This is a genomic window from Pedococcus dokdonensis (assembly GCF_900104525.1).
Classification (GTDB): domain Bacteria; phylum Actinomycetota; class Actinomycetes; order Actinomycetales; family Dermatophilaceae; genus Pedococcus; species Pedococcus dokdonensis.
The window spans coordinates 1,251,820-1,272,594 of sequence record NZ_LT629711.1; the positions used below are offsets into that span (position 1 = coordinate 1,251,820).

General features: G+C 70.1%; 19 protein-coding genes. 4 read left to right on the forward strand and 15 right to left on the reverse strand.

What is annotated here, in order from left to right; translation table 11 throughout:
- Positions 1 to 34: 34 nt before the first annotated feature.
- The 4 genes from BLQ34_RS06060 to hisI form a co-directional block, all read right to left on the reverse strand.
- A complete protein-coding gene (locus tag BLQ34_RS06060; protein WP_197674778.1) occupies positions 35 to 295 on the reverse strand; it encodes an HGxxPAAW family protein in 261 nt (86 codons plus the stop codon).
- Between the two features lie 67 nt (positions 296 to 362).
- Entirely contained in the window at positions 363 to 956 is a 594-nt protein-coding gene (locus tag BLQ34_RS06065; protein WP_091782876.1) for a Trp biosynthesis-associated membrane protein, read from the reverse strand.
- Positions 953 to 2,506, reverse strand: coding sequence for an anthranilate synthase component I (locus BLQ34_RS06070; RefSeq protein ID WP_091782879.1), 1,554 nt, complete (start codon positions 2,504 to 2,506; stop codon positions 953 to 955). Before BLQ34_RS06070 ends, BLQ34_RS06065 begins: the two co-directional genes overlap by 4 nt.
- Positions 2,503 to 2,868 carry a phosphoribosyl-AMP cyclohydrolase gene (gene hisI, locus BLQ34_RS06075; RefSeq protein WP_231961471.1) on the reverse strand — a complete coding sequence of 122 codons (366 nt, stop codon included), beginning with the start codon at positions 2,866 to 2,868 and terminating at the stop codon, positions 2,503 to 2,505. The genes BLQ34_RS06070 and hisI overlap by 4 nt, the downstream gene beginning before the upstream one ends.
- A 266-nt stretch (positions 2,869 to 3,134) precedes the next feature.
- Between hisI and BLQ34_RS06080 the strand changes: the two genes are divergently transcribed.
- Genes BLQ34_RS06080 through BLQ34_RS06090 form a run of 3 tightly spaced genes read left to right on the forward strand, consistent with a single transcriptional unit; the run spans position 3,135 to position 8,812 of the window.
- On the forward strand, positions 3,135 to 4,214 hold the full coding sequence (locus tag BLQ34_RS06080) for an MBL fold metallo-hydrolase (protein WP_091782884.1): 1,080 nt from the start codon (positions 3,135 to 3,137) through the stop codon (positions 4,212 to 4,214).
- On the forward strand, positions 4,211 to 7,720 hold the full coding sequence (locus BLQ34_RS06085) for a CHAT domain-containing protein (RefSeq protein WP_091782887.1): 3,510 nt from the start codon (positions 4,211 to 4,213) through the stop codon (positions 7,718 to 7,720). Before BLQ34_RS06080 ends, BLQ34_RS06085 begins: the two co-directional genes overlap by 4 nt.
- 15 nt (positions 7,721 to 7,735) lie before the next feature.
- The gene (locus tag BLQ34_RS06090) at positions 7,736 to 8,812 is read left to right on the forward strand and encodes a DUF2235 domain-containing protein (RefSeq protein ID WP_091782889.1); all 1,077 of its coding nucleotides are present in this window, start codon (positions 7,736 to 7,738) and stop codon (positions 8,810 to 8,812) included.
- A gap of 3 nt (positions 8,813 to 8,815) precedes the next feature.
- On the opposite strand, the gene BLQ34_RS06095 is transcribed toward BLQ34_RS06090, so the two are convergent.
- The 6 genes from BLQ34_RS06095 to BLQ34_RS06120 all read right to left on the reverse strand — a co-directional run bounded on the left by BLQ34_RS06095 (position 8,816) and on the right by BLQ34_RS06120 (position 14,184).
- Complete coding sequence (locus BLQ34_RS06095; protein WP_091782893.1) at positions 8,816 to 10,324, reverse strand: hypothetical protein; 1,509 nt, start codon at positions 10,322 to 10,324, stop codon at positions 8,816 to 8,818.
- 83 nt (positions 10,325 to 10,407) lie between these two features.
- Positions 10,408 to 11,388: an acyl-CoA thioesterase gene (locus BLQ34_RS06100; RefSeq protein ID WP_456238428.1), complete on the reverse strand. Its 981-nt coding sequence runs from the start codon at positions 11,386 to 11,388 to the stop codon at positions 10,408 to 10,410.
- Between the two features lie 307 nt (positions 11,389 to 11,695).
- Entirely contained in the window at positions 11,696 to 12,604 is a 909-nt protein-coding gene (locus BLQ34_RS19225; protein ID WP_091782899.1) for a DUF2510 domain-containing protein, read from the reverse strand.
- Between the two features lie 254 nt (positions 12,605 to 12,858).
- The gene (locus BLQ34_RS06110) at positions 12,859 to 13,041 is read right to left on the reverse strand and encodes a hypothetical protein (protein WP_091782902.1); all 183 of its coding nucleotides are present in this window, start codon (positions 13,039 to 13,041) and stop codon (positions 12,859 to 12,861) included.
- A gap of 200 nt (positions 13,042 to 13,241) precedes the next feature.
- A complete protein-coding gene (locus tag BLQ34_RS06115; RefSeq protein WP_157692918.1) occupies positions 13,242 to 13,637 on the reverse strand; it encodes a hypothetical protein in 396 nt (131 codons plus the stop codon).
- 100 nt (positions 13,638 to 13,737) lie between these two features.
- On the reverse strand, positions 13,738 to 14,184 hold the full coding sequence (locus BLQ34_RS06120) for an Lrp/AsnC family transcriptional regulator (protein ID WP_091782908.1): 447 nt from the start codon (positions 14,182 to 14,184) through the stop codon (positions 13,738 to 13,740).
- A gap of 129 nt (positions 14,185 to 14,313) precedes the next feature.
- Here BLQ34_RS06120 and BLQ34_RS06125 point away from each other — a divergent pair, with 129 nt between their 5' ends.
- Positions 14,314 to 15,249, forward strand: coding sequence for a DMT family transporter (locus BLQ34_RS06125; protein WP_091782911.1), 936 nt, complete (start codon positions 14,314 to 14,316; stop codon positions 15,247 to 15,249).
- Positions 15,250 to 15,399: 150 nt separating this feature from the next.
- On the opposite strand, the gene BLQ34_RS06130 is transcribed toward BLQ34_RS06125, so the two are convergent.
- From BLQ34_RS06130 to BLQ34_RS06150, 5 genes are all read right to left on the reverse strand, one after another.
- The gene (locus tag BLQ34_RS06130) at positions 15,400 to 16,122 is read right to left on the reverse strand and encodes a hypothetical protein (protein ID WP_157692919.1); all 723 of its coding nucleotides are present in this window, start codon (positions 16,120 to 16,122) and stop codon (positions 15,400 to 15,402) included.
- A 168-nt stretch (positions 16,123 to 16,290) separates the two neighbouring features.
- Complete coding sequence (locus BLQ34_RS06135; RefSeq protein ID WP_091782916.1) at positions 16,291 to 18,348, reverse strand: spermidine synthase; 2,058 nt, start codon at positions 18,346 to 18,348, stop codon at positions 16,291 to 16,293.
- Between the two features lie 99 nt (positions 18,349 to 18,447).
- The gene (locus tag BLQ34_RS06140; RefSeq protein WP_091782919.1) at positions 18,448 to 19,269 is read right to left on the reverse strand and encodes a PIG-L deacetylase family protein; all 822 of its coding nucleotides are present in this window, start codon (positions 19,267 to 19,269) and stop codon (positions 18,448 to 18,450) included.
- A 17-nt stretch (positions 19,270 to 19,286) separates the two neighbouring features.
- Positions 19,287 to 20,096 (reverse strand): LLM class flavin-dependent oxidoreductase, encoded by an 810-nt coding sequence (locus BLQ34_RS06145; protein WP_091782922.1) that lies wholly within the window; start codon positions 20,094 to 20,096, stop codon positions 19,287 to 19,289.
- Between the two features lie 5 nt (positions 20,097 to 20,101).
- On the reverse strand, positions 20,102 to 20,587 hold the full coding sequence (locus BLQ34_RS06150; RefSeq protein WP_157692920.1) for a phage baseplate assembly protein V: 486 nt from the start codon (positions 20,585 to 20,587) through the stop codon (positions 20,102 to 20,104).
- Between the last annotated feature and the right edge of the window lie 188 nt (positions 20,588 to 20,775).

Here is a 20,775-nt window from a genome sequence, read left to right on the forward strand (position 1 = left end):
CCGGTGGACGAACAGCTCCCGGTGTGGGGCGCGGTTACTTGACGCCGACCTCGGGCTTGTTGCTGTCGGGGGTGTCCGGGCCGTCGAGCGTGGTCGCGCCGTAGCCGGCGAGCGAGAGGACCTTGCCGGCCACCGCGCCGATGACGCAGATGACCATGCCGATGACGAAGACGGTGGTGCTGGCGATCGCCACGCCCCACGCCGCCAGGGCGGACCCCACGAGGATGACGGCGACACCGGTCCACGCGGCAACGCTGTGTCCATGGTCTTCGTGGATCTCGTGCTCTGCCACCATCGTCTTGGCTCCTGCTGGTCGTGGGGTTCGTGCTCGATCGGGCTCGGTCGTGCTCTCGGTCATTCTGTCAGGTGCCGGAGGCTCCGTCGCGCAGCGTGGGGTCGTCACCCGCGTCGAGCCGGTCCCAGTCGGTGGCCACCCGTTGTCCGCGCGCCCCTGCCGACGTGGTCGGCGCCTCGTAGCGCGCCCCTAGGCCGCGCCAACGGGCCGCGCCGATCCAGCCGGCCACAGCCGCCAGCACCATCAGGAGGGACGCGGCCACGCAGACCCAGGGCCAGGCCGTGACGGTCGCGTGCGTCTCGATCGAGCCGGTCCGCCCGGCCGCCTTCGCAGCGATGGCTCCGAGCGGGACCTCGGGAGACAGGGACACCCGCGCAGCGACCACGGCCTCCGCGACCCCTGCCAGCGCGAGCACGACCAGCGTGACCCGACGCACGACCGCCCCGCTCGTGGCGCTGGCCAGGGCTGCCGCGGCGCCCACGAGGGCGAGGGCGACCACTCCCGACGCGACCTCGGTGCCGGTGCCGGAGATCCGGCTGGCACCCAGGACGGCGTCGTCGACGGTGCCGCTGACCCAGACCCTCCCGCCACTGGCGAGCAGCACCCCCGCTCCGACGAGGGCGAGGACGACGACGGCGAGCTTGGACGTCAGGCGCCTCACTCGACGGTCCTCAGCGCACCGGCCGTGGCGACGGCCCGCAGGGCTGCGGCGGCCTTGTTGACCGTCTCCTCGAACTCCGACGTCGGCACCGAGTCGGCGACGATGCCGGCGCCTGCCTGCACGTGGGCGGTGCCGTCTTTGATCACGGCGGTGCGGATGGCGATGGCCATGTCGAGGTCGCCGTGGAAGTCCAGGTAGCCGACGACGCCGCCGTAGACCCCGCGACGGCTGGGCTCGTAGTGCTCGATCAGGCTGAGCGCCCGCGGCTTCGGGGCGCCCGAGAGGGTGCCGGCCGGGAACGTCGCGACCAGCACGTCGTAGGCGGACTGGTCGGGGCGGATGTCACCGACCACGGTGGACTCGAGGTGGGTGACGTGGGAGTAGCGGCGCACGTTCATGAACTCGACGACGTCGACCGTGCCGGCCGCGCAGACGCGCTGGAGGTCGTTGCGGCCCAGGTCGACCAGCATCACGTGCTCGGCGCGCTCCTTGGGGTCGGCGAGGAGGTCGTCGGCGAGCCGCTGGTCGTCCTCGGGCGTCTTGCCCCGGGGGCGGGACCCGGCGATCGGGTGGGTGATGGCCCGGCGGCCGGTCACCTTGACGAGCGCCTCGGGCGACGAGCCGACGACGTCGTAGGCCGTGCCGTCAGCGAGCGGGAGTCGCAGCAGGTACATGTAGGGGCTGGGGTTCGAGGACCGCAGGGCCCGGTAGACGTCGAGGGCGTCAGCGGGGCACGGCGTCGAGAAGCGTTGCGACAGCACGACCTGGAAGACCTCACCGGCCCGGATGTCCTCCTTCGCCTGCTCCACCATCTCCTCGAAGTCGGCCTGCGTGATGTTGCTGCGCACCTGCTCGTGGGCAGCCGAGAACGCTGCCCTGTCGACGGTGGCAACGGTCGAGGGAGCGTCTGCCGCCAGGTCGCTGGTCATGCTGTCGAGCCGCGTGACCGCGTCGGCCCAGGCGTCCTCGACCCGCTCGTCGGTGGCGTCGTAGTTGACCGCGTTGGCGACCAGGAGGACCGAACCGTCGGAGTGGTCGAGCACCGCGAGGTCGGTCGCGAGCATCATCGAGATCTCGGGCAGACCCAGCTCGTCGGGCACGGTGGCGGGCACCTTCTCCCAGCGCCGCACCGCGTCATACGTGATGGCGCCGACCATGCCACCGGTCAACGGCGGCAGTCCCTCGACGGGTTCGGTGGCCAGGGCGGCCACGGTGTCGCGCAACGCCTCCAGGGGGTTGCCGTCGGTGGGGACGCCGACCGGCGGCTCCCCCACCCAGTGCGCCCGGCCGTCGCGCTCGGTGAGCGTCGCGCGGCTCGCGGCCCCGACGATGGAGTAGCGCGACCAGACGCCGCCGTGCTCCGCCGACTCGAGCAGGAAGGTGCCCGGGGCGTCCTTCGCCAGCTTGCGGTAGAGCCCGACCGGCGTCTCGGCATCGGCCATCAACCGGCGCACGACCGGGATGACCCGGCGGTCCTTGGCGAGGATCTGGAAGGTCTCGAGGTTCGGCCAGGTCGTCCCGAAGGACAGGTCGGGGCTGACGTCGGTCACGGTGCCCCCACGGTGGCACCGAGGTCACCGGCGTCGAAGCAGGTGCGGTCACCGGTGTGGCAGGCGCCGCCGACCTGGTCGACCCGCACCAGCAGGGCGTCGCCGTCACAGTCGAGCGCCACGGAGCGGACGTGCTGCACGTGGCCGCTGGTGTCGCCCTTGCGCCAGTACTCCTCGCGACTGCGCGACCAGAAGGTCACCCGGCCCTCGCCGAGCGTCCTGCGGAGTGCTTCGTCGTCCATCCAGCCCAGCATCAGCACCTCACCGGTGTCGTGCTGCTGGACGATCGCCGCCACGAGTCCCTGCGCGTCGCGCTTGAGGCGCGCCGCGATGGCCGGGTCGAGGACTGCTGGGGAGGTCACCCGGCCATTCTGCCGTGCGGGCCGAGCCCGGCGCCGCACCGCCCACCATGCGACAGCGCGCATGGCACTTCTGGCCACGAGTGCCGCGCCGCCCACCCTGCGACAGCGCACGTGGCACTTCTGGCCAGAGGTGCCGCGCCGCGAGCCTCCAGGAGCCTTGGTATGCCGCATGGCTGGCCGGAAGTCGCCGGCGCACCGCTACTTCGTGCCAATGGTGTGGGTCGATATCCCTGTCGCGGCGCGACCTGCAGCCCTACCGTCGTGTCATGGCGACCGCCATCCGGCTCGAGGTGCTGCCTGCCCGCCAAGGAGACTGCCTCCTGGTGGAGTGCCTGCGCGACGGCGCCGAGCCGTGGCGGATGCTCCTGGACGGCGGCCCACCCGACACGTGGCCGCTGCTCGAGGCCCGCCTCGCCCCCGACCCGCGGCTCGACGTGGCGGTCATCACGCACATCGACAGCGACCACATCGGCGGGATGATCCCCTACCTCCAGAGTCCGCTGGCGGCTCATGCGGCGGACGTCTGGTTCAACGGTCGACCACACCTGCCGGGTCTCGGCACCACCCGCAGCGTCGCCCAGGGCGAGAGCGTGATTGCGGCGCTCGCGGGCCCGGCAGCGCGGGCCGGGACCGGGCCGGCTGCGCGGTGGAACGCGGCGTTCGGCGGTGGGGCGATCGACACGGGTGAGGAGGGCGGCTACCTCGAGCACGTCGTGCCGGACGGGCCCCGGATCACGGTCCTCTCCCCCACGACCAAGCGGCTCACCGCACTGGCGACCCTGTGGGCCGCCGCCCTCGACGACGCGCGCCGCGGCCCCGCGGACGACCTCGGGGTGGACACCCCGCCCCCGCTCAGCGACCTGGAGCCACTCGCCGACGCGGCGACCGGCAAGGACGGTTCGGTCCCCAACGGGGCCAGCATTGCGCTCCTGGTCGAGCACCGGGGAGCCAGTCTCGTGCTGGGTGCGGACGCCTACGGCACCGTCCTCGGCGCAGGGCTCAAGGGTGTCGCCGCCGCGCGCGGGCTGGACTCGCTCCCGGTGGACGCGTTCAAGCTGCCGCACCACGGCAGCAAGGGAAATGTCCTCAGGGCCCTGGTCGCGGCCGCGCCCGCGCGGCACTACGTCGTGTCCAGCAACGGCGACCTGTTCCACCACCCCGACGACCAGGCCGTCGCCCGGGTGGTGCTGCATGCGCCACCGGGCCCGACCCTCTGGTTCAACTACGACAACGCCCGCACCCGACGCTGGGCCGACTCCGACCTCAGGGCGAGGTACGGCTACGACGTCCGCTACCCCACCACCCCCGGCGACGGCATCGTCCTGGAGCTGGAGGAACGGGCATGACCACCTCGCTCCTGCGCGAGGAGCTGCTGGACGTGCCACCCGCCCTGACTGGCAACCCGGCCTTCGACGGCCCGCTCACCGCGCTGCTGCACGGGGAGCCACGGCGGGCCCTGGACCTCCTGCAGGGCGCGCCACCCGGCCGCACCACGGCTGCGCTCACCGCCTGGGCGCGGCAGCTCGACCGCAACTGGTACCCCGGCGACGTCGGCGCGGAGGTCGGGCTCGACCCCGACGGGGCGTTCGTCCAACCACGGCCGACTCAGGACCCGGTCGAGGGCGGCACCGAGATGCTGACGGCCTACGGGCCCAACGGACTCCGGACGCCTCGCACGCTGGTCGAGCTGTCGATGCGCATGGGCGCGATGCCCGGCGTGCAGCAGGCGGTCGGCCAGGGCGACCAGTACCTCGGCTGGCTCTCGCAGTACGCCCAGGCCACCGGACAGCCCGCCCTGGTGCAGTGGACCTTCCTCGCCGGCGCCGACCTGCACCGCCGCGCGGGCGACCCCGGGCACGCCGCGCTGCTCGAGGGCGCACGCCAGCAGGCTCAGTCCCTCGGCGACTCACCGCGCCTGGCGCTGACCTTCCTCGCCGAGGGCGACTGGGCCGCCGCTCCCGGCTCCTCACCGGAGGCGCTCGGCTGGGACCTCGCGCCGCAGAACGTGCCGAGCCCTTTGGGGGTGAGCGACCTGCCGCGGGCGGCAGCGGCCTGGGACCAGGCCGAGCAGCTGCTCCAGGGCTTCGACCTGCCTCGGTTCCGCAGCGCCCTGGCCCTGCGGCGCGCTGTCCTCGCCCGCGCCAGCGGTGACGTGCCCGCCAAGCGAGCACGGCTCGCCGCGGCCCTGGGTGAGGCAGCTCGGTCCGGCGACTCCGCGGCATACCACCTCGCGGCCGTGCACACGCTGGTCGCAGACATCGACGAGGGGCTGCTCGGGCAGCACCAGCTCGACCTCGGCGGCGGATGGCACCCACCCACGCACGGACCGGTCGCCGACCTGCTCAGCTGGGCCGACACCGTCGGCAGCCGCAGCTGGTGCGTCGGACTGGGTCGACTGCTGCAGCGGTGCGGCGATGCGTGGCAGCAGGCGGGCAGCGCGGCGCGGGCCCGGGTCGCCTACCTGGCTGCCGTGCAGCTGGTCTCGACCGACAGCGCAGTGCCCTCTGACACGCTGCACACCGCGATCGCGCAGGTGGAGGCGCGGCTCAACCTCTCGGCCAACGCGCTGCTGCGCCTCGAGCGGGCCTTCGCCGACCGGTTCGCGGACACCGACGCCACCGACGACTTCGGCTTCGCGCAGAAGCTGGAGGCCTCGCTCGTGATGGTGCAGGCCTACCGGGCGCGAGCGCGCGGGGCCGCCGCAGGGCTCACGGCCGACCGCATGCAGACGCTGCGAGACGGCCTGGCCGCAGCCCACGCGGCGATGTCGACCAAGCTCGGCCCGGCCGACGGCCCGGTCCCCCGAGACATGGAGGGCCTCCAGGCCGCCATCGCGGCGATGCGACAGGACGGCTCGCTCGAGGATTCTGCAGCCGTGTCGGAGCGGGCGGTGCAGCTCATGGTGCGGGTGCAGCTCGAGATGGCCAGGAGCCAGCTCGACATGATCGACGTGATCGTCGCCCTGGCGCGGGCCACCGCGAGTGAGCAGGCCGGGCTGACGGGTGAGGCGCAGCGGTGGTTCGAGGAGGCCGTGACGCGGGCGAAGCGGCCGCAGGTCGAGCCCTACCTGCTGCCCCTCGCGCTCTACCAGGCCAACCGCCGTGACGAGGCCGCGGCCGCCTTGCGCACGACTGCCGCTGGGCTCGCCGACGACCTCTTGTTGTCGATGTGGGTGCGCGTCGGCGAGGTCGACGCGGCGCAGGCCTGCCTCGACCGGCTCCGCGCCGCTGGTCGGTCGCTCGACGACTGGGTCTCGTTGCTCACCGTCGCGGAGCTGCGCCTGGCACAGGGGGATGCTGCGGCGGCGCGGGACTCGGCACGGGCGGGCATGGTCGCCTTCGAGGGCCTGGTCTCGGGGGTCCTGCGCGATCCAGACCGGCTCGACGCGTGCGACCAACCCGACGTCGTGGCGCTCTATGCCACGGTCGCCCTCGCCGAGCAGCGCCTCGGCCACGACGAGGCCGCCTTCGACGCGGCCGAATCGGTACGCCGACTGGTCGCCGGGGCCGGCTCGACTGCACCTCACGACCCGGTCCGAGCCGCCTGGCAGCGGGCTGCTGCGGAGTACTCGGCAGTCTCCAAAACCGTTCTGGCAGTGGTCGGTTCGCGCGAGACCACCGACTTGTTCACCGGGCTGGACGAGGCGGACGGTCGGCTGATGGCGGCCGAACAAGCACTCGAGTCGGCACAGCCGGGCAGCCTCCTGCGCGGAGTCGTGTCAGCTCCCCCGGCCGGGATCGCCGCGCTTCGCTCCAACCTGCCGGTCGGCACGGTGGTGCTGGCCTACCTGACCGTCGGTGACGACTTCCTCGCCTGGGCGGTGACCCGCGACGAGCTCGTCCCGCACCACCGCACGCTGCGCGAGCGCGACGTCGCCGAACTCGTGCGGCGCGTCCACGCCGGGTGCGCGGACGGTCGGGCCCCGGCAGAGACCGCGCAGCTCGCCGAGCTCGTCCTCGGGCCGTTCACGGCCCAGCTGCACGGCAACCAGCGGGTGGTGGTCGTCCCGTTCGGATCGCTGAACCTCGTGCCGTTCCACGCCCTGCCGTTCAGCGGTGCAGCACTCGGCGAGAGCCACGTCGTCTCGTATGCCGCCAGCGCACCGGCCGCGGTCACCGCGGCAGGCGCGCAGGGGGTCACCGCCCGTCGACCTCTGGTGGTCGGCGACCCCGCCTTCGACCGGACCGCCCGGCCGCAGCTGGCCCAGCTGCCCGGCTCCCGCGTGGAGGCGGTCGCCGTGGCTGCCGCCCTGCGCGCGGCCGACCCGCTCCTGGGCGAGGCAGCGACAGAGCCCGCTGTCGCGGCCCGCCTGGAGGACTGCGACCTGCTGCACCTCTCGAGCCACGGGCACGTCGACGAGCTGTCGCCGTTCGCGTCCGCCCTGGTGATGGCCGGGACCGACGAGCTCACCGTGGCGGAGCTGGTCGGGCTGCGCTTCCGGACCGACCTCGCAGTCCTCACCGGCTGCGACACCGGACGCGGGACGGCCACGCTTGGCGGCGACGTCATCGGCCTGACCCGCGCCCTGCTCCAGGGCGGCGTCCAACGCGCCGTCGTGTCCCTCTGGCCGGTCGACGACGCCGTCGCCCCGGTGACGATGAACGCCTTCTACCAGCACCTGATGGCGGGGAGTCCGCCCGCCGAGGCCCTCGCGGAGGCCCAGCGCGCGGTCCGGGCGATGGACGCCGACGCACTGCAGGCGGCATACGTGGAACTGGGTGGTGGTGGCCCCGCCACCGGCACCCGACGTGGCGTCGAGCTCGACCCCGAGCTGCGTGACGACGACGAGCTGCCGGCGCCACTGGGTGGGGACGCCGAACGCTACTGGGCACCATTCGTGCTCGTGGGCTGACCAGAAGGAGCTGACATGCCTCGCAACCTCGTGCTCTGCCTCGACGGCACCAGCAACGAACCGGAGACCGGGACCACGAACGTCGCACGGATGTTCCAGGTGGCCCTGAAGTCCGAGGAACAGCTGGTCTTCTACGACCCGGGAGTGGGCACCATGGGTGCACGGGGAGCGGCGACCCCGATGGGCCGGCGGATGACCCGGTGGGCGGGGCTGGTCATCGGCTTCGGGATCAAGGACAACATCGAGGAGGCCTACGGCTGGTTGAGCGAGCACTGGCTGCCTGGCGACCAGGTCTACGTCTTCGGCTTCTCTCGCGGCGCTTACACCGCGCGCGCACTGACGGGGATGCTGCGCACCGTGGGGCTGCTCCGGGTCGGCGCCGGCAACCTCACCCCCTACGCCCTCAAGCTCTACGCGAAGAAGGGGGACGACGACGCCACCCCCGAGCAGGAGAAGGCGTTCTGGAAGGTCCGCCGCGAGTTCACCGCCCACTTCGGCCGACCGGAGTTCCCGCACGCTTTCGACACCAGCCAGCACCAGGTGCGCTTCCTGGGCGTGTGGGACACCGTCAAGTCGGTGGGGTGGCTGAACTGGAAGGCGCGGTTCGAGCAGGCTCGGTGGCCGTTCACCGCGAAGATCCAGAACGTCCAGACCGCCAGGCACGCCATGGCAATCGACGAGCGGCGCCGGCCGTTCCCGGTCTACCGCTTCGACCCCGAGCTGGTCGCCGCGTCGAAGGGCGAGCTCCGGGAGATGTGGTTCGCCGGGGTGCACAGCGACGTCGGCGGACAGTTCGAGGACGACCACGCGCTGTCGGACATCGCGTTCGACTGGATGGTGCGCGAGGCCGCCACCGCCGGGCTGAAGGTGGACGAGGCTGCCTACAAGCGACTGATGAAACGGGCCTACGACAAGCCCGTCCCGGAGGATCTGGCGCTGGGCGCCATCCACCCCAACTCCGGCGCCTGGGCGCTCGCTGGTGGCTGGAGCAACCGGGTCATCCAGCCTGGCGACGAGATCCACCCGAGCGTCCACCACCGCATCGAGGCAACGAAGGGGACCTCGAAGGCCTACTCCCCCAACCTGCCCTGACTCCTACTGCTGCTGGTCTCGCTCGTGGTGGACGTGGTCCTGGTGGTCGTGCTCGTGGTCTTGGTTCGGCTCGCGGACGTGGTCCGGTCCTGGGGCGAACCCGTCGTGGAACGAGTACCCCTCGTGGAACGTCGTGACCTCGACCCGGGCCGTCTGGCGCCCGATCTCCTCGGCGATCTCCGCGAGTGACCTCAGCGCGAGGTCAGGAGTCCCGAAGTGGTCGGCGACCTCGAGGGCGGTGGCGTAGCGCTCGAACCGCTCGCGCAGCCTCGAGATGCGGGGGTCGGCACTCAGGCGCTCGAGAGGTCCCGGGTCACCGATGCGCGGCGGCCACTCCTGGACTGCCTCCTGCGGGATGTGGATGCGGTGCACCGTCTGCTCGACCCGCAGCGTCGCACGCCTGGCCTTCTCGTCGATGGAGTTGACGGTCACGGTGACGCTGGTGCCGAGCAGCGACAGCCTCTCGAAGACACTGCCGGCCACGAGGTCGTTCTCGCCGCCCTTGCCGGACATCAGGTAGGACCGGTTTCCCTGCACGCGGTGGACCAGGACACAGGGGCGCGGGATGCCGGCATCCCAGCGGTCGTTCATCCGGAACTCGACCAGGAACCCGGCGATATCGAGCGCCGCGGCGCTCAGACCATGGTCGTGGAGGGGTCCGAGCACGACGTCGCGGGTGACTGTGTCGGTACGCGGGACCACGAGGACACGGTCCTCGTTGAGCCAGCCGCGCAGCCGCATGTTCACCGCGTTGAGTCCCGGCCCGATCCGCGAGTAGTCGGAGTTCGAGGCACTGAACGGGCTCCAGGTGCTCATGGTGTCCCACGGATCGCCGTACTCGGCCGTGGACCCGTCGAGTCCGGAGTGGTCGGAACCGTATCCGTGACCCATCTCCTGCCCGAGCAGGTCCGGGGACAACGAGTTGAGGTCGCACAGGGCAGCCATGCCGCCGACCCACCCGCAGAGATCGAGCGGGGTGTAGCCACAGACGACGACGCCGGAGTATGCGGTGAGGTCGATCTTGTGGGCCGCTGCTGCAGCCCGGCCGGCGTCGAGCACTCCACTCCGGTTGATCTTCGCCGGCTGCGGCCCCACGTTGCCGATGTAGTCAGCCCGCTTGAAGGGGATCGTGTAGACCCCGACGACCTCGGAGTCGGACACGTCGATCTTGCCGTGGCTGTTGTCCAGGAAGTAGTCGACCATGTTCATGGTGCCGGTCCCTGCCTTGGTGAACAGCCGCCGGTGGTGCGCGAGCAGGTCGACCTTGGGGCCGTGCGGCCCCGTCTTCACGGCAAGGATGGGCGGGTCGTCCTTGAACCGGATCACGATGACGAGCCAGGGCGACCGTTGGCGAGCCAGCAGTCCGGAGAAGAAGCTCGCGATGACCGGCGAGAGGTACGCGGACTCGGAGATCGTCGTCGCGTAGTCGAGCTCGAGGCCATGCTGATGGGCACGAGCCTGGATCTGCCGTGCCGCTGATGACGAGATCTCCTGCTTGGCGTTGCGGGCCATGGGTTTCCTCCACTCTTCGGGGCAGCACCTGGACCGCCGAAGGTAAGGAGGAGCCGGCTGGTTCGGTGATACCGCCGCAGCGGTCAGGGCCGGGTGATCTCCGAGCGCAGGGCGATGAGCTCCAGGGCGTGGTCCTCGAGGGCCTTGTCCTCCGGCACCGACGGTCGCCAGGTGGGCACCAGGCTCGCCCGCCCATGCTCGTCGCGGGCTACGAAGACGATCAGACAGTGAGTGGTCTGCTCGAGGATTCCGGTCGCTGGGTCGCCGGAGCGGACGTGCACGCTGATGTGCATGCTCCTGGCGCCGGTGTGCAGCAGGCGCGCCTCGACCTCGACCAGATGGCCGATGTGCAGCGGGCGATAGAAGCGGACGCCTCCCACGAACACCGCCACGTTGTCGGGGTTCCTGGTCCACTGCGTTGCCAAGATGTGGGCAGCCTCGTCGATCCATCGCATCACGATCCCGCCGTGCACGTTGCCGCCCCAGTTGACGTCTGTGGGTGCCGCAAGAAACCGCAGGGTGATGCGTGGGGCGGTGCCTGTATCGGAGTAGTCCTGGGCGGCCATCGCCTCCTCGATCCTGGCGCGCAACGCAATTCGTCGTATGGCGCTTGCCTGCCGCTCACGGTCGAGGTCATCGAGAGGCTCCCAGACGGGCACCGCCACGGAGTGGCGTTCGGCGTCGATGGCGACGAACACCATGAGGCATTCCGTCGCCGGCTCGAGCGCGCCCCGACGCGGGTCACCCGCGCTGACGGAGACGAGGATGTGCATGCTGCTGCGCCCGGTGTGCACCAGGCTTGCCGTCGCCTCGACCAGATGCCCTACGGCCACGGGCGTGGTGAAGCGGACGTTCCCCACGTAGGCCGTGACGCCGTAAGTGCCGCCCCACCCGACCGCTGCCGCGTACCCGGCCTTGTCGATCCACTCCAGCACCCGCCCCCCGGACACGTCGCCGGCGTAGCCCGCGTCAGTGGGGGCGGCGAGGAAACGAAGGGTGACGGACCGCGCAGGAACCACCGCACCGTTACACGCCCTGCGCCTCGGGCCCGCCCGATCATGCACGGGAACGCCGCTCGGCAGCCGCTCCCCTGCCCGATGGGCGTGGTCGAAGGGGCAAGCTGATGCGGCGGACTGGCACCACTCCAACTGTGACTGTGCCGATGGAGAGGTGTGACGGACGCGTCCTCGGTGTCAGTGGGTCGCAGGAGGACCTTCGGGTGCCCGCACCCTGACCTCACGACGCTGTGGGCCGCGGCCGTCCGCCCACTCGAGGACGACCCGAGAATCTCGCCCCGCACTCGCCATGGACCCGCGCCATCAGGCGGCGGAAAGACGCGAAGGGACCCGGATTCCCGCGTCTTGGCTTGTGTCAGAGGCTGTCGAGCAACTTCGCCTTCGCGGAGGAGAATTCTGCGTCGGACAGGATCCCGTCTGCGTGGAGGCCGGCCAACTCGCGCATTCGTTCCGCAAGAGTTGGTCCAGCCTGGGCCGCGCCAAGCGCACCCATGTCGGACGGTGACGGGCCACCGGACGCGGAGGCAGCCTCCTGAGCCGGCACCCTGCTACCTGCGAGCACAACGTTGCCTGCGTCCTCCAGAGCGAGGCCAACGTCGCCATGAGCCCGTTTGATCGAGTTGATGGGATTCTTGCCTGTCTGATTAGTGAGCGTGTGGATCTGCCTGTCAGTGACGACGGTGAGGTATGCCTTGCGCCCCTCCGCGCCGGCTATGTGTGCGATCCCCGCGACAGCAAGGCCGGGCGCACTCGCCTTCATGAGGCCTTTGCCGCCCTTAATGAGGCTTGCTACCGCGGGACCTACTGCTCCCTCAAGCGCCGAGTTGGAGCCGGGTGCCGTGTCCTGAGACGGACGCGTGAATTTGATGGAACGCAACTTCTCATATGGAGTGTCTTTCGTGATCTGCGCGGGTGTAGACACCGCCGCCCCTGCAGGCCAGGACGCGACGCGCACGTAACCTCCGTCGTAAATCTCGACCGTCGAGCTGCCGAAGACACCACTTGTGACAAGGGCACCAGCAGCCGCAGCGTCCAGAGCGTGCTGCCGGCGCAGCTCCTCTTTCGCTGCCTTCAGGTCCGTTGCCTTCTTCTTGATCACCGCGCCGAACTTGGAGAAGGCGCCGTCCGACTGCAGGCTCGGACCTGACCCGAGGAGGGGGGCGTCAGCGGGCGGACGAAACTGCTCGGTCCATGACGACCCGTCCCAGTAGCGCTCGTTTCCCTGCCCGTCGGGATACCACCCTGCAACTGCTTGTTCGACCATGCGTGCATGCTTTCATCCCGGCACGAAAATCACCGGAAAACGACCAAAGGTGTCGACACTACAGCGTCATCCCCCGGGCGCAGCCATGGTTCGCGACTCAGGCGTCGGGCCGTCGGATGGCCGCTTCCCGGGGGATTGAGAGCCCCGCTGGAGCGCTCGCCGCGGCAGGCTACAAGCAGCCAAAATACCGGACCGTGAGGGGATGGTGACTTGCGGCGCAAAGACGCAAGGCCATGACAGCGGCACGACGTGCCTCAGCTGCGCACGGAGTTTGCCGCCAGCCGAAGATCCCTAAAGTCCTCGACGGCCAGGCGAGCGGCTCGGACAAACCCTGTCACGCTTCCTCTCGCAACCACGAAGATGTCCTCGATTACCGCGTCCGGCGGGGTGACTTCGCCGTAGCAGTCGTGCCAGGCAAACTCGGTCAGTTCGAGCACGTCGAGAACCGCTGCTGCATGGGGACCAAACTCTGCCCGCGCCCGACCTTCTCGGTCACCGCGCCTGTCTGCCCTGCTAATCGCCATGTACACACTCTGCACGGCCCGCGCTGAGAACGCCCGGACTTGGGCAACCAGGGCCTGCCTGACCACGCTGTTCGCGGCGGATAGACGCACTCCGCCATCGCCACCTCCGAGCATCAGTCCGACGCGGCAAACACTTCCAGCGCGAACGGGCGATAATCGTCGTCGGAAACTTCGATACGAAACCCGCTGGCTGTAAGGAGAGTGGACATTGCTTCGGCCATGGCCCCAGCGATAGCTCCCTTAAGCTGAATAGCGGGGTGATCGAACTCGCCAGACTCCAGGGCAGCAATGCCACGATCAGCGAGCTCCTGACTAGCGACCCAGTGAACGAATACTCCTCCTCCGCCATCGTCGAACGGGTCAACCTCAACCTCAGCTCCCGGGACATGCAACCGGTCCGCGGTTCCGACATGACCCGGCAAGCCCGCCGCGGTCAGGGTTTCGACAACGGCGAACGCCAGCCGCCGGCGGGCGTCCACCTCGTGTTGAGGCGACGGGGTAAGAGACATGCCAAGCATGATGCCGGACGAATGTCCGAGCCTCCATGCAGACGCGGGAACTCGCGGCGGGTTAGACGCACCTTCCGGAGCGCTGGCACGAGCGGGCGTTCTACGGCTTGTCCAGCGGGCCCCACGGTTTGGGTGAACTGAGGACGATGGTCGTCGCGGATCTGCCGAATTCGTTGAGCTTGTCGATCAGCGGCTCGAGGTCGGCGAGGTCTGCGACTGCGACCTTGAGGACGTGATCGTCAGAGCCGGTGACCCTGTGGTCTTCCAGTACTGCTGGGGTCTCGGCTGCAAGTTCTGCGACCCGGAATGATTCACGCCTACCGTTGGTGTCGACGACGATGAACGCAGTGACGCCGTAGCCAGCTGCGCGCGGGTCCACCTTGGCGTGGTAGCCGGCGATCACGCCGGTGTTCTCCATCCGTCGCACCCGGCTGGCGACGGTGGCGGCCGAGAGTCCCGACTGCCTGGCCAGTTCGCGGTACCCGAGCCGGGCATCGTTCTGGAGCAAACCCAGCAGCTTCCAGTCCCAATCGTCGAGGTTATGCATTCGCTCACCATAGACAGCCACGGGCGTTCAAATGGTTGAGATGGGCGGGCCAGGTTGACGCGGCGTGCGTAGATCTGCACGGTTTGCTCGCCCTATGTTTATCGACATGACAGCACGAGGAAGCAATCGGTGAACGTGCGAACACTGGCGCTGTTCTGCGTCGTCTCGATCCTGTGGGGTGTCCCGTACCTCCTGATCGCAGAAGCACTTGACGCGGGGCTGGGACCGTTGACCGTCGTGGCGGGGCGCGTCCTCGTTGGCACCCTGGTGCTTGTCGCTGTGGTCCGGACGAGGGCTTTGGACGTCCTCCGGCAAGCACCCGGGAAGACGGCGCTCCTGGCGCTCGTGGAAGTCGTGGTTCCCTTCACGTTCATCGCTGTTGCCGAGCGAAGCGTCACGTCAGGCACGGCGGGTGTTCTGATTTCCCTGGAGCCGTTCTTCGTGCTGATCTGGTCGGTCCTCCTGGGGTCGGGGGTCCATCATTCGTGGGCACGGATCATCCCCGGATCCGTCCTCGGCTTCAGCGGGGTGCTCCTTCTCATGGGGACACCTGGCGGCGGCATCGGCGCATGGCTGCTCATCGCGGCGGCCGGCTGCTACGCGCTCGGAGCAGTCCTGATTGATCGCTGGTTCGCCGACCTCCCAAGTCTGTCCGTGTCTGCGGCGATGCTGATCGTGGCAACCCCGCTGACCATGCTGGTTGCGCTGCCCATCGAGGGGTCTCCCCGCTGGACAACGGGTGGCGTTACGGCAGTCGTCTTTCTCGGTGCTGCGTGCACGGCTGGAGGGTTTGCGGCGTTCTTCGCTCTCATCAAGAACGCCGGTGCGCACGGCGCAAGTCTGATCACCTATGCAGCTCCTGTCGTCGCACTCGCGGCCGGCTTCGCCATCCGCGGTGAGGCGCTGTCGATGCCATCGGTCATTGGAACAGTGTTGATCCTGCTTGGTGCCTGGTTCTGCCTCCGACAGCGGCCTGCGCGGCCACGGACGTCGGTAAGCGGCCCGGCGATGCCTGCATCGCAACGAACAGCGTTGAGGGCGCGACGGCCGGTAGAGCCCTCCTGAAGCACGCCAATCGCACATCTGATGAGCAACGCCCACATCGGTGCGGGAGACCGACAGCGCCGCCACGAACCGACAGCGCCGCCACGCGGCGAAAGGACGCGCACCGCTCGAACCGCGGCCGCTGCCTGACCGCCTCACTGCCTCGGGCGCTCAACTGGCCGCGGCTGGGTGTACACGATTCAGCTTGACGAGGACGATCAAAGCCTTGAAGGTGCGTAGGGTCACCTCGCGACAGCGTCCGTCGAGGGCCACGCCCAGATCCGCGGCGAATGCGTGTGCCTCGGATACCTCCGCGTTGATCTCATTGATCCGGATGGTCAGAGACCGAACGCTCTCGCTGGATTCCCTCATGCTTTCACGCAGGATGCCTACCCTTCGCTTGACGCGAGACGCGATCGCCCTCGGGAACGGCGCCGGGGCGCCTGAAACCGTCTCTCCGACGTTCATCAAGGCCGCCTTGCTGGCGTCGCGATGTGCCTCTTGGAGACACCGGTCGTACGCATCCAGGGCTCGAGCCACCCAAATGCGCGCTTCCTCTGGGTTGTTCCGAATCTGGGCGAGCGAGGCACAGGTTACGCATGCAAGGGCGACTACGGTGGCGGGCATCCCCGGGCGCGCGGCCACGTCGTGAAGCTTGGATTGTGCCTCGGTCAGCAGTTCCTGCTGACGTGTCGCGTTGTCCAACCTGGCAGCGAGCTCGATTCTGTCCAAACCTTCATGCAACGGCGCTTCCAGCGCGAGCCTCAGTTGTCCATCAATCGCTTCCAATGACCGAGCGGTGGAGGATCGAACCCAGCCCAGTGCCTGCGCGAGCGCGACGAGCGACTTGGCTTGCGAAACTGCGCTCAGCGCCAATGCGACTGCTGGACTCATGAGGCCCAGTGTCCCCTGTGGACTCGTCGTCGGACAGAGCGGTGACTTGCCCGCCTAGGTCGTCGATCAGCAGCGAAGGTTGGGTGAAGCCCATGAACGCCTACCGCCCTCCAATCGGCGGAAATACGCAGGACTGAGTGGCTCGTGGGGCTGCCTTGCCGGCGAGACTCAGGCGCGGCTGGTGACGAGGTGCTTGCGTCCGGTCAGGAGCGCCAACCCGTAGAGCAGTGCGACCACGATGAGAAGGGCGTCGAAGCCGAAGATCAGCGCGAGGTACTCCAGCGCTCCCCCGACCATGGCGCCGAGCAGGTTCGCCCCGAAGGCAACCGTGCTCGAACCGGCCCCCTTGAACCGCACCGCGAACAGCAGGTTGGCGACGAAGATCGGCAGGAAGGCGATCGTCACACCGGCCAGGAAGCGCGGCACCAGTGACAGGTCGAGCAGCGCGTCCTGCGGGATCAGCCAGGCGGCCGCGAGCGCTGCGAGCAGCCCGGCATACAAGAGGATCGGGCGGCGGATGGTGACTCGTCGGGCCACCTCGATGGCCGCGAGGACGCTGAGCAGGACGCCCGCGAACACGGCGGCGTTGACGGCCCACGTCGTGCCGAAGAGCAGCGCGAACTGCACGACGTTCTTGGTCTCCAGCAGCAGGAAGGCCGCGCCCATGAAGAAGAGGTCGACGTAGGGACGCATCGTCGTCAGCGGTCCGGCGACCGTGCGCACGGCGGCGAGCGATGCCAACAGGACCAGTCCGAGCATCCAGAGGTAGAACGACGGGATGGTGCGCGTGCCGAGGTAGGGGAACGGGCGGTCGTCGACCGAGGGTTCGAGCGCCGCGGTCCGTGGCGTCCAGGTCGTGGTGCAACCACCGGTGCTCGCGTCCTTGCGCAGGGTGAGCACGGCCTGTTGGCGCGGTCCGTAGCTGGGTCCGAGCTGCACACAGGGCGAGGCGGCGTAGACCGTGCGCACGGTGTTGGCGTAGCGGTCGAGCAGCCACGGCTCGTAGTAGTTGTACATCGCGAACGTGCCGTCCGGCTTGAGCAGGGAGCGCGCCTGCGTGAGGGCCTGCGTGGTGAACAGGTAGTTCTCCAGCCGCAGGGCGGACTGCCCGGTGACGATCGTCGCCGAGTCGGGCAGCGCCAGCAGGATGAGGTCGTAGTGCCGGTCGGTGCGCTCCATGAACGCCCTGCCGTCGTCGACGTGCGTGGTGACGCGCGGGTCGGAGTAGGGACGGTCGGGGTGGTGGTCGCGTCCGAGCTGCATGATCGCCGGGTCGATCTCGACCGCGTCGACCCGCTTGGCACCTTGTGCCAGGGCCACCGCCACGTCGTTGCCGGTGCCGGCGCCGATCACCAGCACGTCGTCACGGGAGCCGGCGTAGGTGTAGGGGTAGAGGTAGAAGGGCGAGTCCCGCCGGAGGTTCGCCACCGGGAGGGCGGTCTGGAGCGGGGTGTTGTTGACCTCGACCCGGAACAACCCGCCCGACAGCTGCGTCGTGTGGATCTTGTAGTAGGGCGACCACTGGAACGAGCCGGCGACCGACTCGGCGCCGAGCAACAGGACCAGGGCGCCGAGCGCGATGGCCGGTCCCCGTCGCAGCAGCCGCAGCCGGCGCCCGAGGAGCACGACGAACACGGCCGCTCCCACGAGTCCCCACCCGAGCGGCGGCAGTCGCAGGAACGACAGCGCCGCGAAGGCGGCGATGCCGGTCAGGCTGCCCATCACGTCGAGCCGGTAGGCCTCCAGCGCCTCGAACCGGGTGAAGGTCCGGGCCACCTCCTGGGCGAGGGCCATCAACGTGCCCACGGCCAGCGCGAAGATGATTGAGAGGCTCAGCCACCGCGGCAACGGCGCCAGGTCGAGCAGGCCCACCAGCTGCCAGCGGCCACCGCGACCCGTGCCGGTGCGCACCGGGAACGCCAGGACGAAGCCCACCAACGTCACCAGCAGGATCGGCCCCAGCGGGAAGAGGTCCCTGCTCGCCCTGGCCCTCAGGAAACCCAGGCCGATGCCGAGGAAGCTCGCGAGCAGGACGAAGTTCGTCATGTGCACGAGGTAGAGGTTGTTGGACGAGGTCCAGCGGATCAGGGCCAGCTCGACGAAGAGCATGAGCGCGCTGGCCAGCACCAGCCTCGTGCGGTCACCGGGTGTGGGCACCCTCAGCCCGGTCCGCGCGGGCCGCGGCCGGGCTGCCGTGCGAGCGTCCGGATCGTGCTCCTGCTGCATCGTCTCCCCCTCGTATGCCGGTCGGCACTGACCGAGGGAACCGTAGCAAGCCGGTCCTCCCCTACCGGCCCGCACGCACGGCCCGCACGCACCGCCCGCTCAGCGCGCGTGGGGCTGATCCTCTCCGAGTCCTTCGAGCATGTCGCGCAACCGCGTCTCCCGGCGCTCGGCCGGCCAGGCGACGACGTGCCACTCGCCCGACATGATCCGCTCCCAGCGCGGGATGTCGTCGGGGTCGTCGATGAAGACGTGGTGCTGGCTGCGGTGTTCCCGCAACCCGGCGACGACCGCGCGGGCGACCGGACGCAGGTCCACCTCGATCCCGATCTGCTCGTCCGGGACGCCACGCATCTGGTAGGTCTGCGTCGGGTCGAAGACGGTGAGTCCCATCGCCTGGCGCTGGGCGTTCCAGCGCTGGAAGACCGACTCGGGGATGGCGCCGTGCACGAGCCGACGGAACGCCGTCCGGGGGCCGCCCCGCGCCTCGGCCTGCGCCACCCCGCGCGCGAACGCGGCGTCCGTGGCCGCGCCGACGGCGACGTGGTCGGGGTGCCCGAAGATGCCGTCCGGCCCGAACGTGAAGACCAGGTCGGGCTGCTCCTCGTCCAGCACGGCCCAAAGGCGGTCGACGAGGTCATCGAACGGCACGTCGGCCACCCCACCGTCGGGGAGGCCCAGCCACTCGTGCCGGTCGGGGACCCGTCCCACCGCGCGCCAGGCGGCCTCGTCCTCGGCCCGCCGGATCCGACCGAGGGTCTCCGGGGTCGCGTCGAAGCCGGGCCGGATGTCGCCCCCCTCCCCCTCGGTCGCGTGGACGAGGACGAACCGGAAGCCCGGCTCGTCGGCGTGCAGAGCGACGGTGCCGGCGATCCCGTAGGCGTCGTCGTCCGGGTGAGCGACGACCGCGACGAGGGTCGGCATGGGTCCAGTGTGCGGTGCTAGCGCCCGGACAGCGCTGCCACCACCGGCGCCATCGTCTCTGCGAAGTCGGCGCCGGTCACGATGTAGGAGAAGCCCAGTTCGTCCCTCCTGCGGTGCAGCTCCTCGATCGCGGCCCCGGGGTCGTCGGGCAGCTGGGCGAGTGAGTCGGCTGCGCGCATCGCGGCCGGGTCGGTCTCGGCCGCCGACGCCATGAACGCTGCGATGCCGTCGCCGACGACGGACACGTGCAGGCCGAGCTCGACGTCGCGATCGCGGAACGTTCGGGCCAGCCGCGCCAGGTCCTCTCGCGTGTCTGTGCCTCTCGACGCGAAGGTGACGATGTCAGCAGCCTCGTCGGCGAGGGCCACGGCCTTGGGCCCACGCACCGCCATGACCACCGGCGTGTGGTGGTCCGCACCGTCGAGCTCGCGCAGCTGGGTGACTGTGTCGCGCATCAGCCCGATCCGCTCGCCGGCGGTCGGCACCGGCATGCCGTAGCCCTGCAGCTCGCCCTCGATCCCGGGGCGTCCGGTGCCGAGTCCGAGCTCGAACCGGCCGTCGGTGAGCACGGTCAGCGAGTGCGCCTCCCACGCCAGCGCCCAGGCCGGACGGAAGGGCACGGCGCTGACCCACGTCCCCACGCGCAGGTCGGTCTCGAGCGCGGCGGCGACCGCCAGCGTCGGGGCGGGTGCCGGCTGCCAGAGCGGGGTGTCGGGCATGAGCACGGTCGAGTAGCCGAGGTCGGCGATCCGGTGGACGCGGTCGCGCCAGGTGGCCGGGTCGGTGAGCACGGGCGTCACCAGCCCGAACCGGAACGGTCTCGTCATGCCCGTCATCCGGCCCGCTGGCCCAGCCAGACGGGGTATGCCGCGTTGCCGGCCTCGAAGGCGACCCAGACCCCGGCACCGATCGCCGGCAGGTCCGTCGCGTCGTCGACGGGGAGGCAGGCGGCGGCCCACACGGTCGCGTCGCCGCTCACGTCCGGGATGCGGAGGAGCAGCCGTCGCTGCAGCAGGGGGTCGACGTCGTCGACCACCACGGCCCGGTGGACACCGCACAGTCGGCGACTCGCGCCCTCGTCCCAGTCGGTGTCGAGGCCGACCCGGCCCTGCTGCTGAACCACCGACGTGTAGCGACCCCGCCCACCGAGGTAGGCCTCGTCCGCGACGCGGTCGGAGTAGGAGGCCAACAGGTCCCCGACGTAGGCGAACAGCTCCACCAGGGCCACGCCCGGGTCTGCGTCGCCGGAGTCGGTCCAGGCCCTCAGGTCCGTGCGAGCGCGCCCCACCAGCTCGTGGAGACGGTCCCTGTCAGGCACCCGGTCAGGCACCCGCTCAGACGCCAACGCCACCGCCGCCGCCGCCGTTGCGCATGCCGCGGATCATCACCTCGGCCTCGTCGGTGCGGGCCGGGCCCCTGCGTCTGCCGCACCGCCGGCAGCGTTCGTGCAGGCCGTTGTCGTCGCTCACCACGTCCCAGCGGTGGCCCCGGACTGTGCACTGAAGG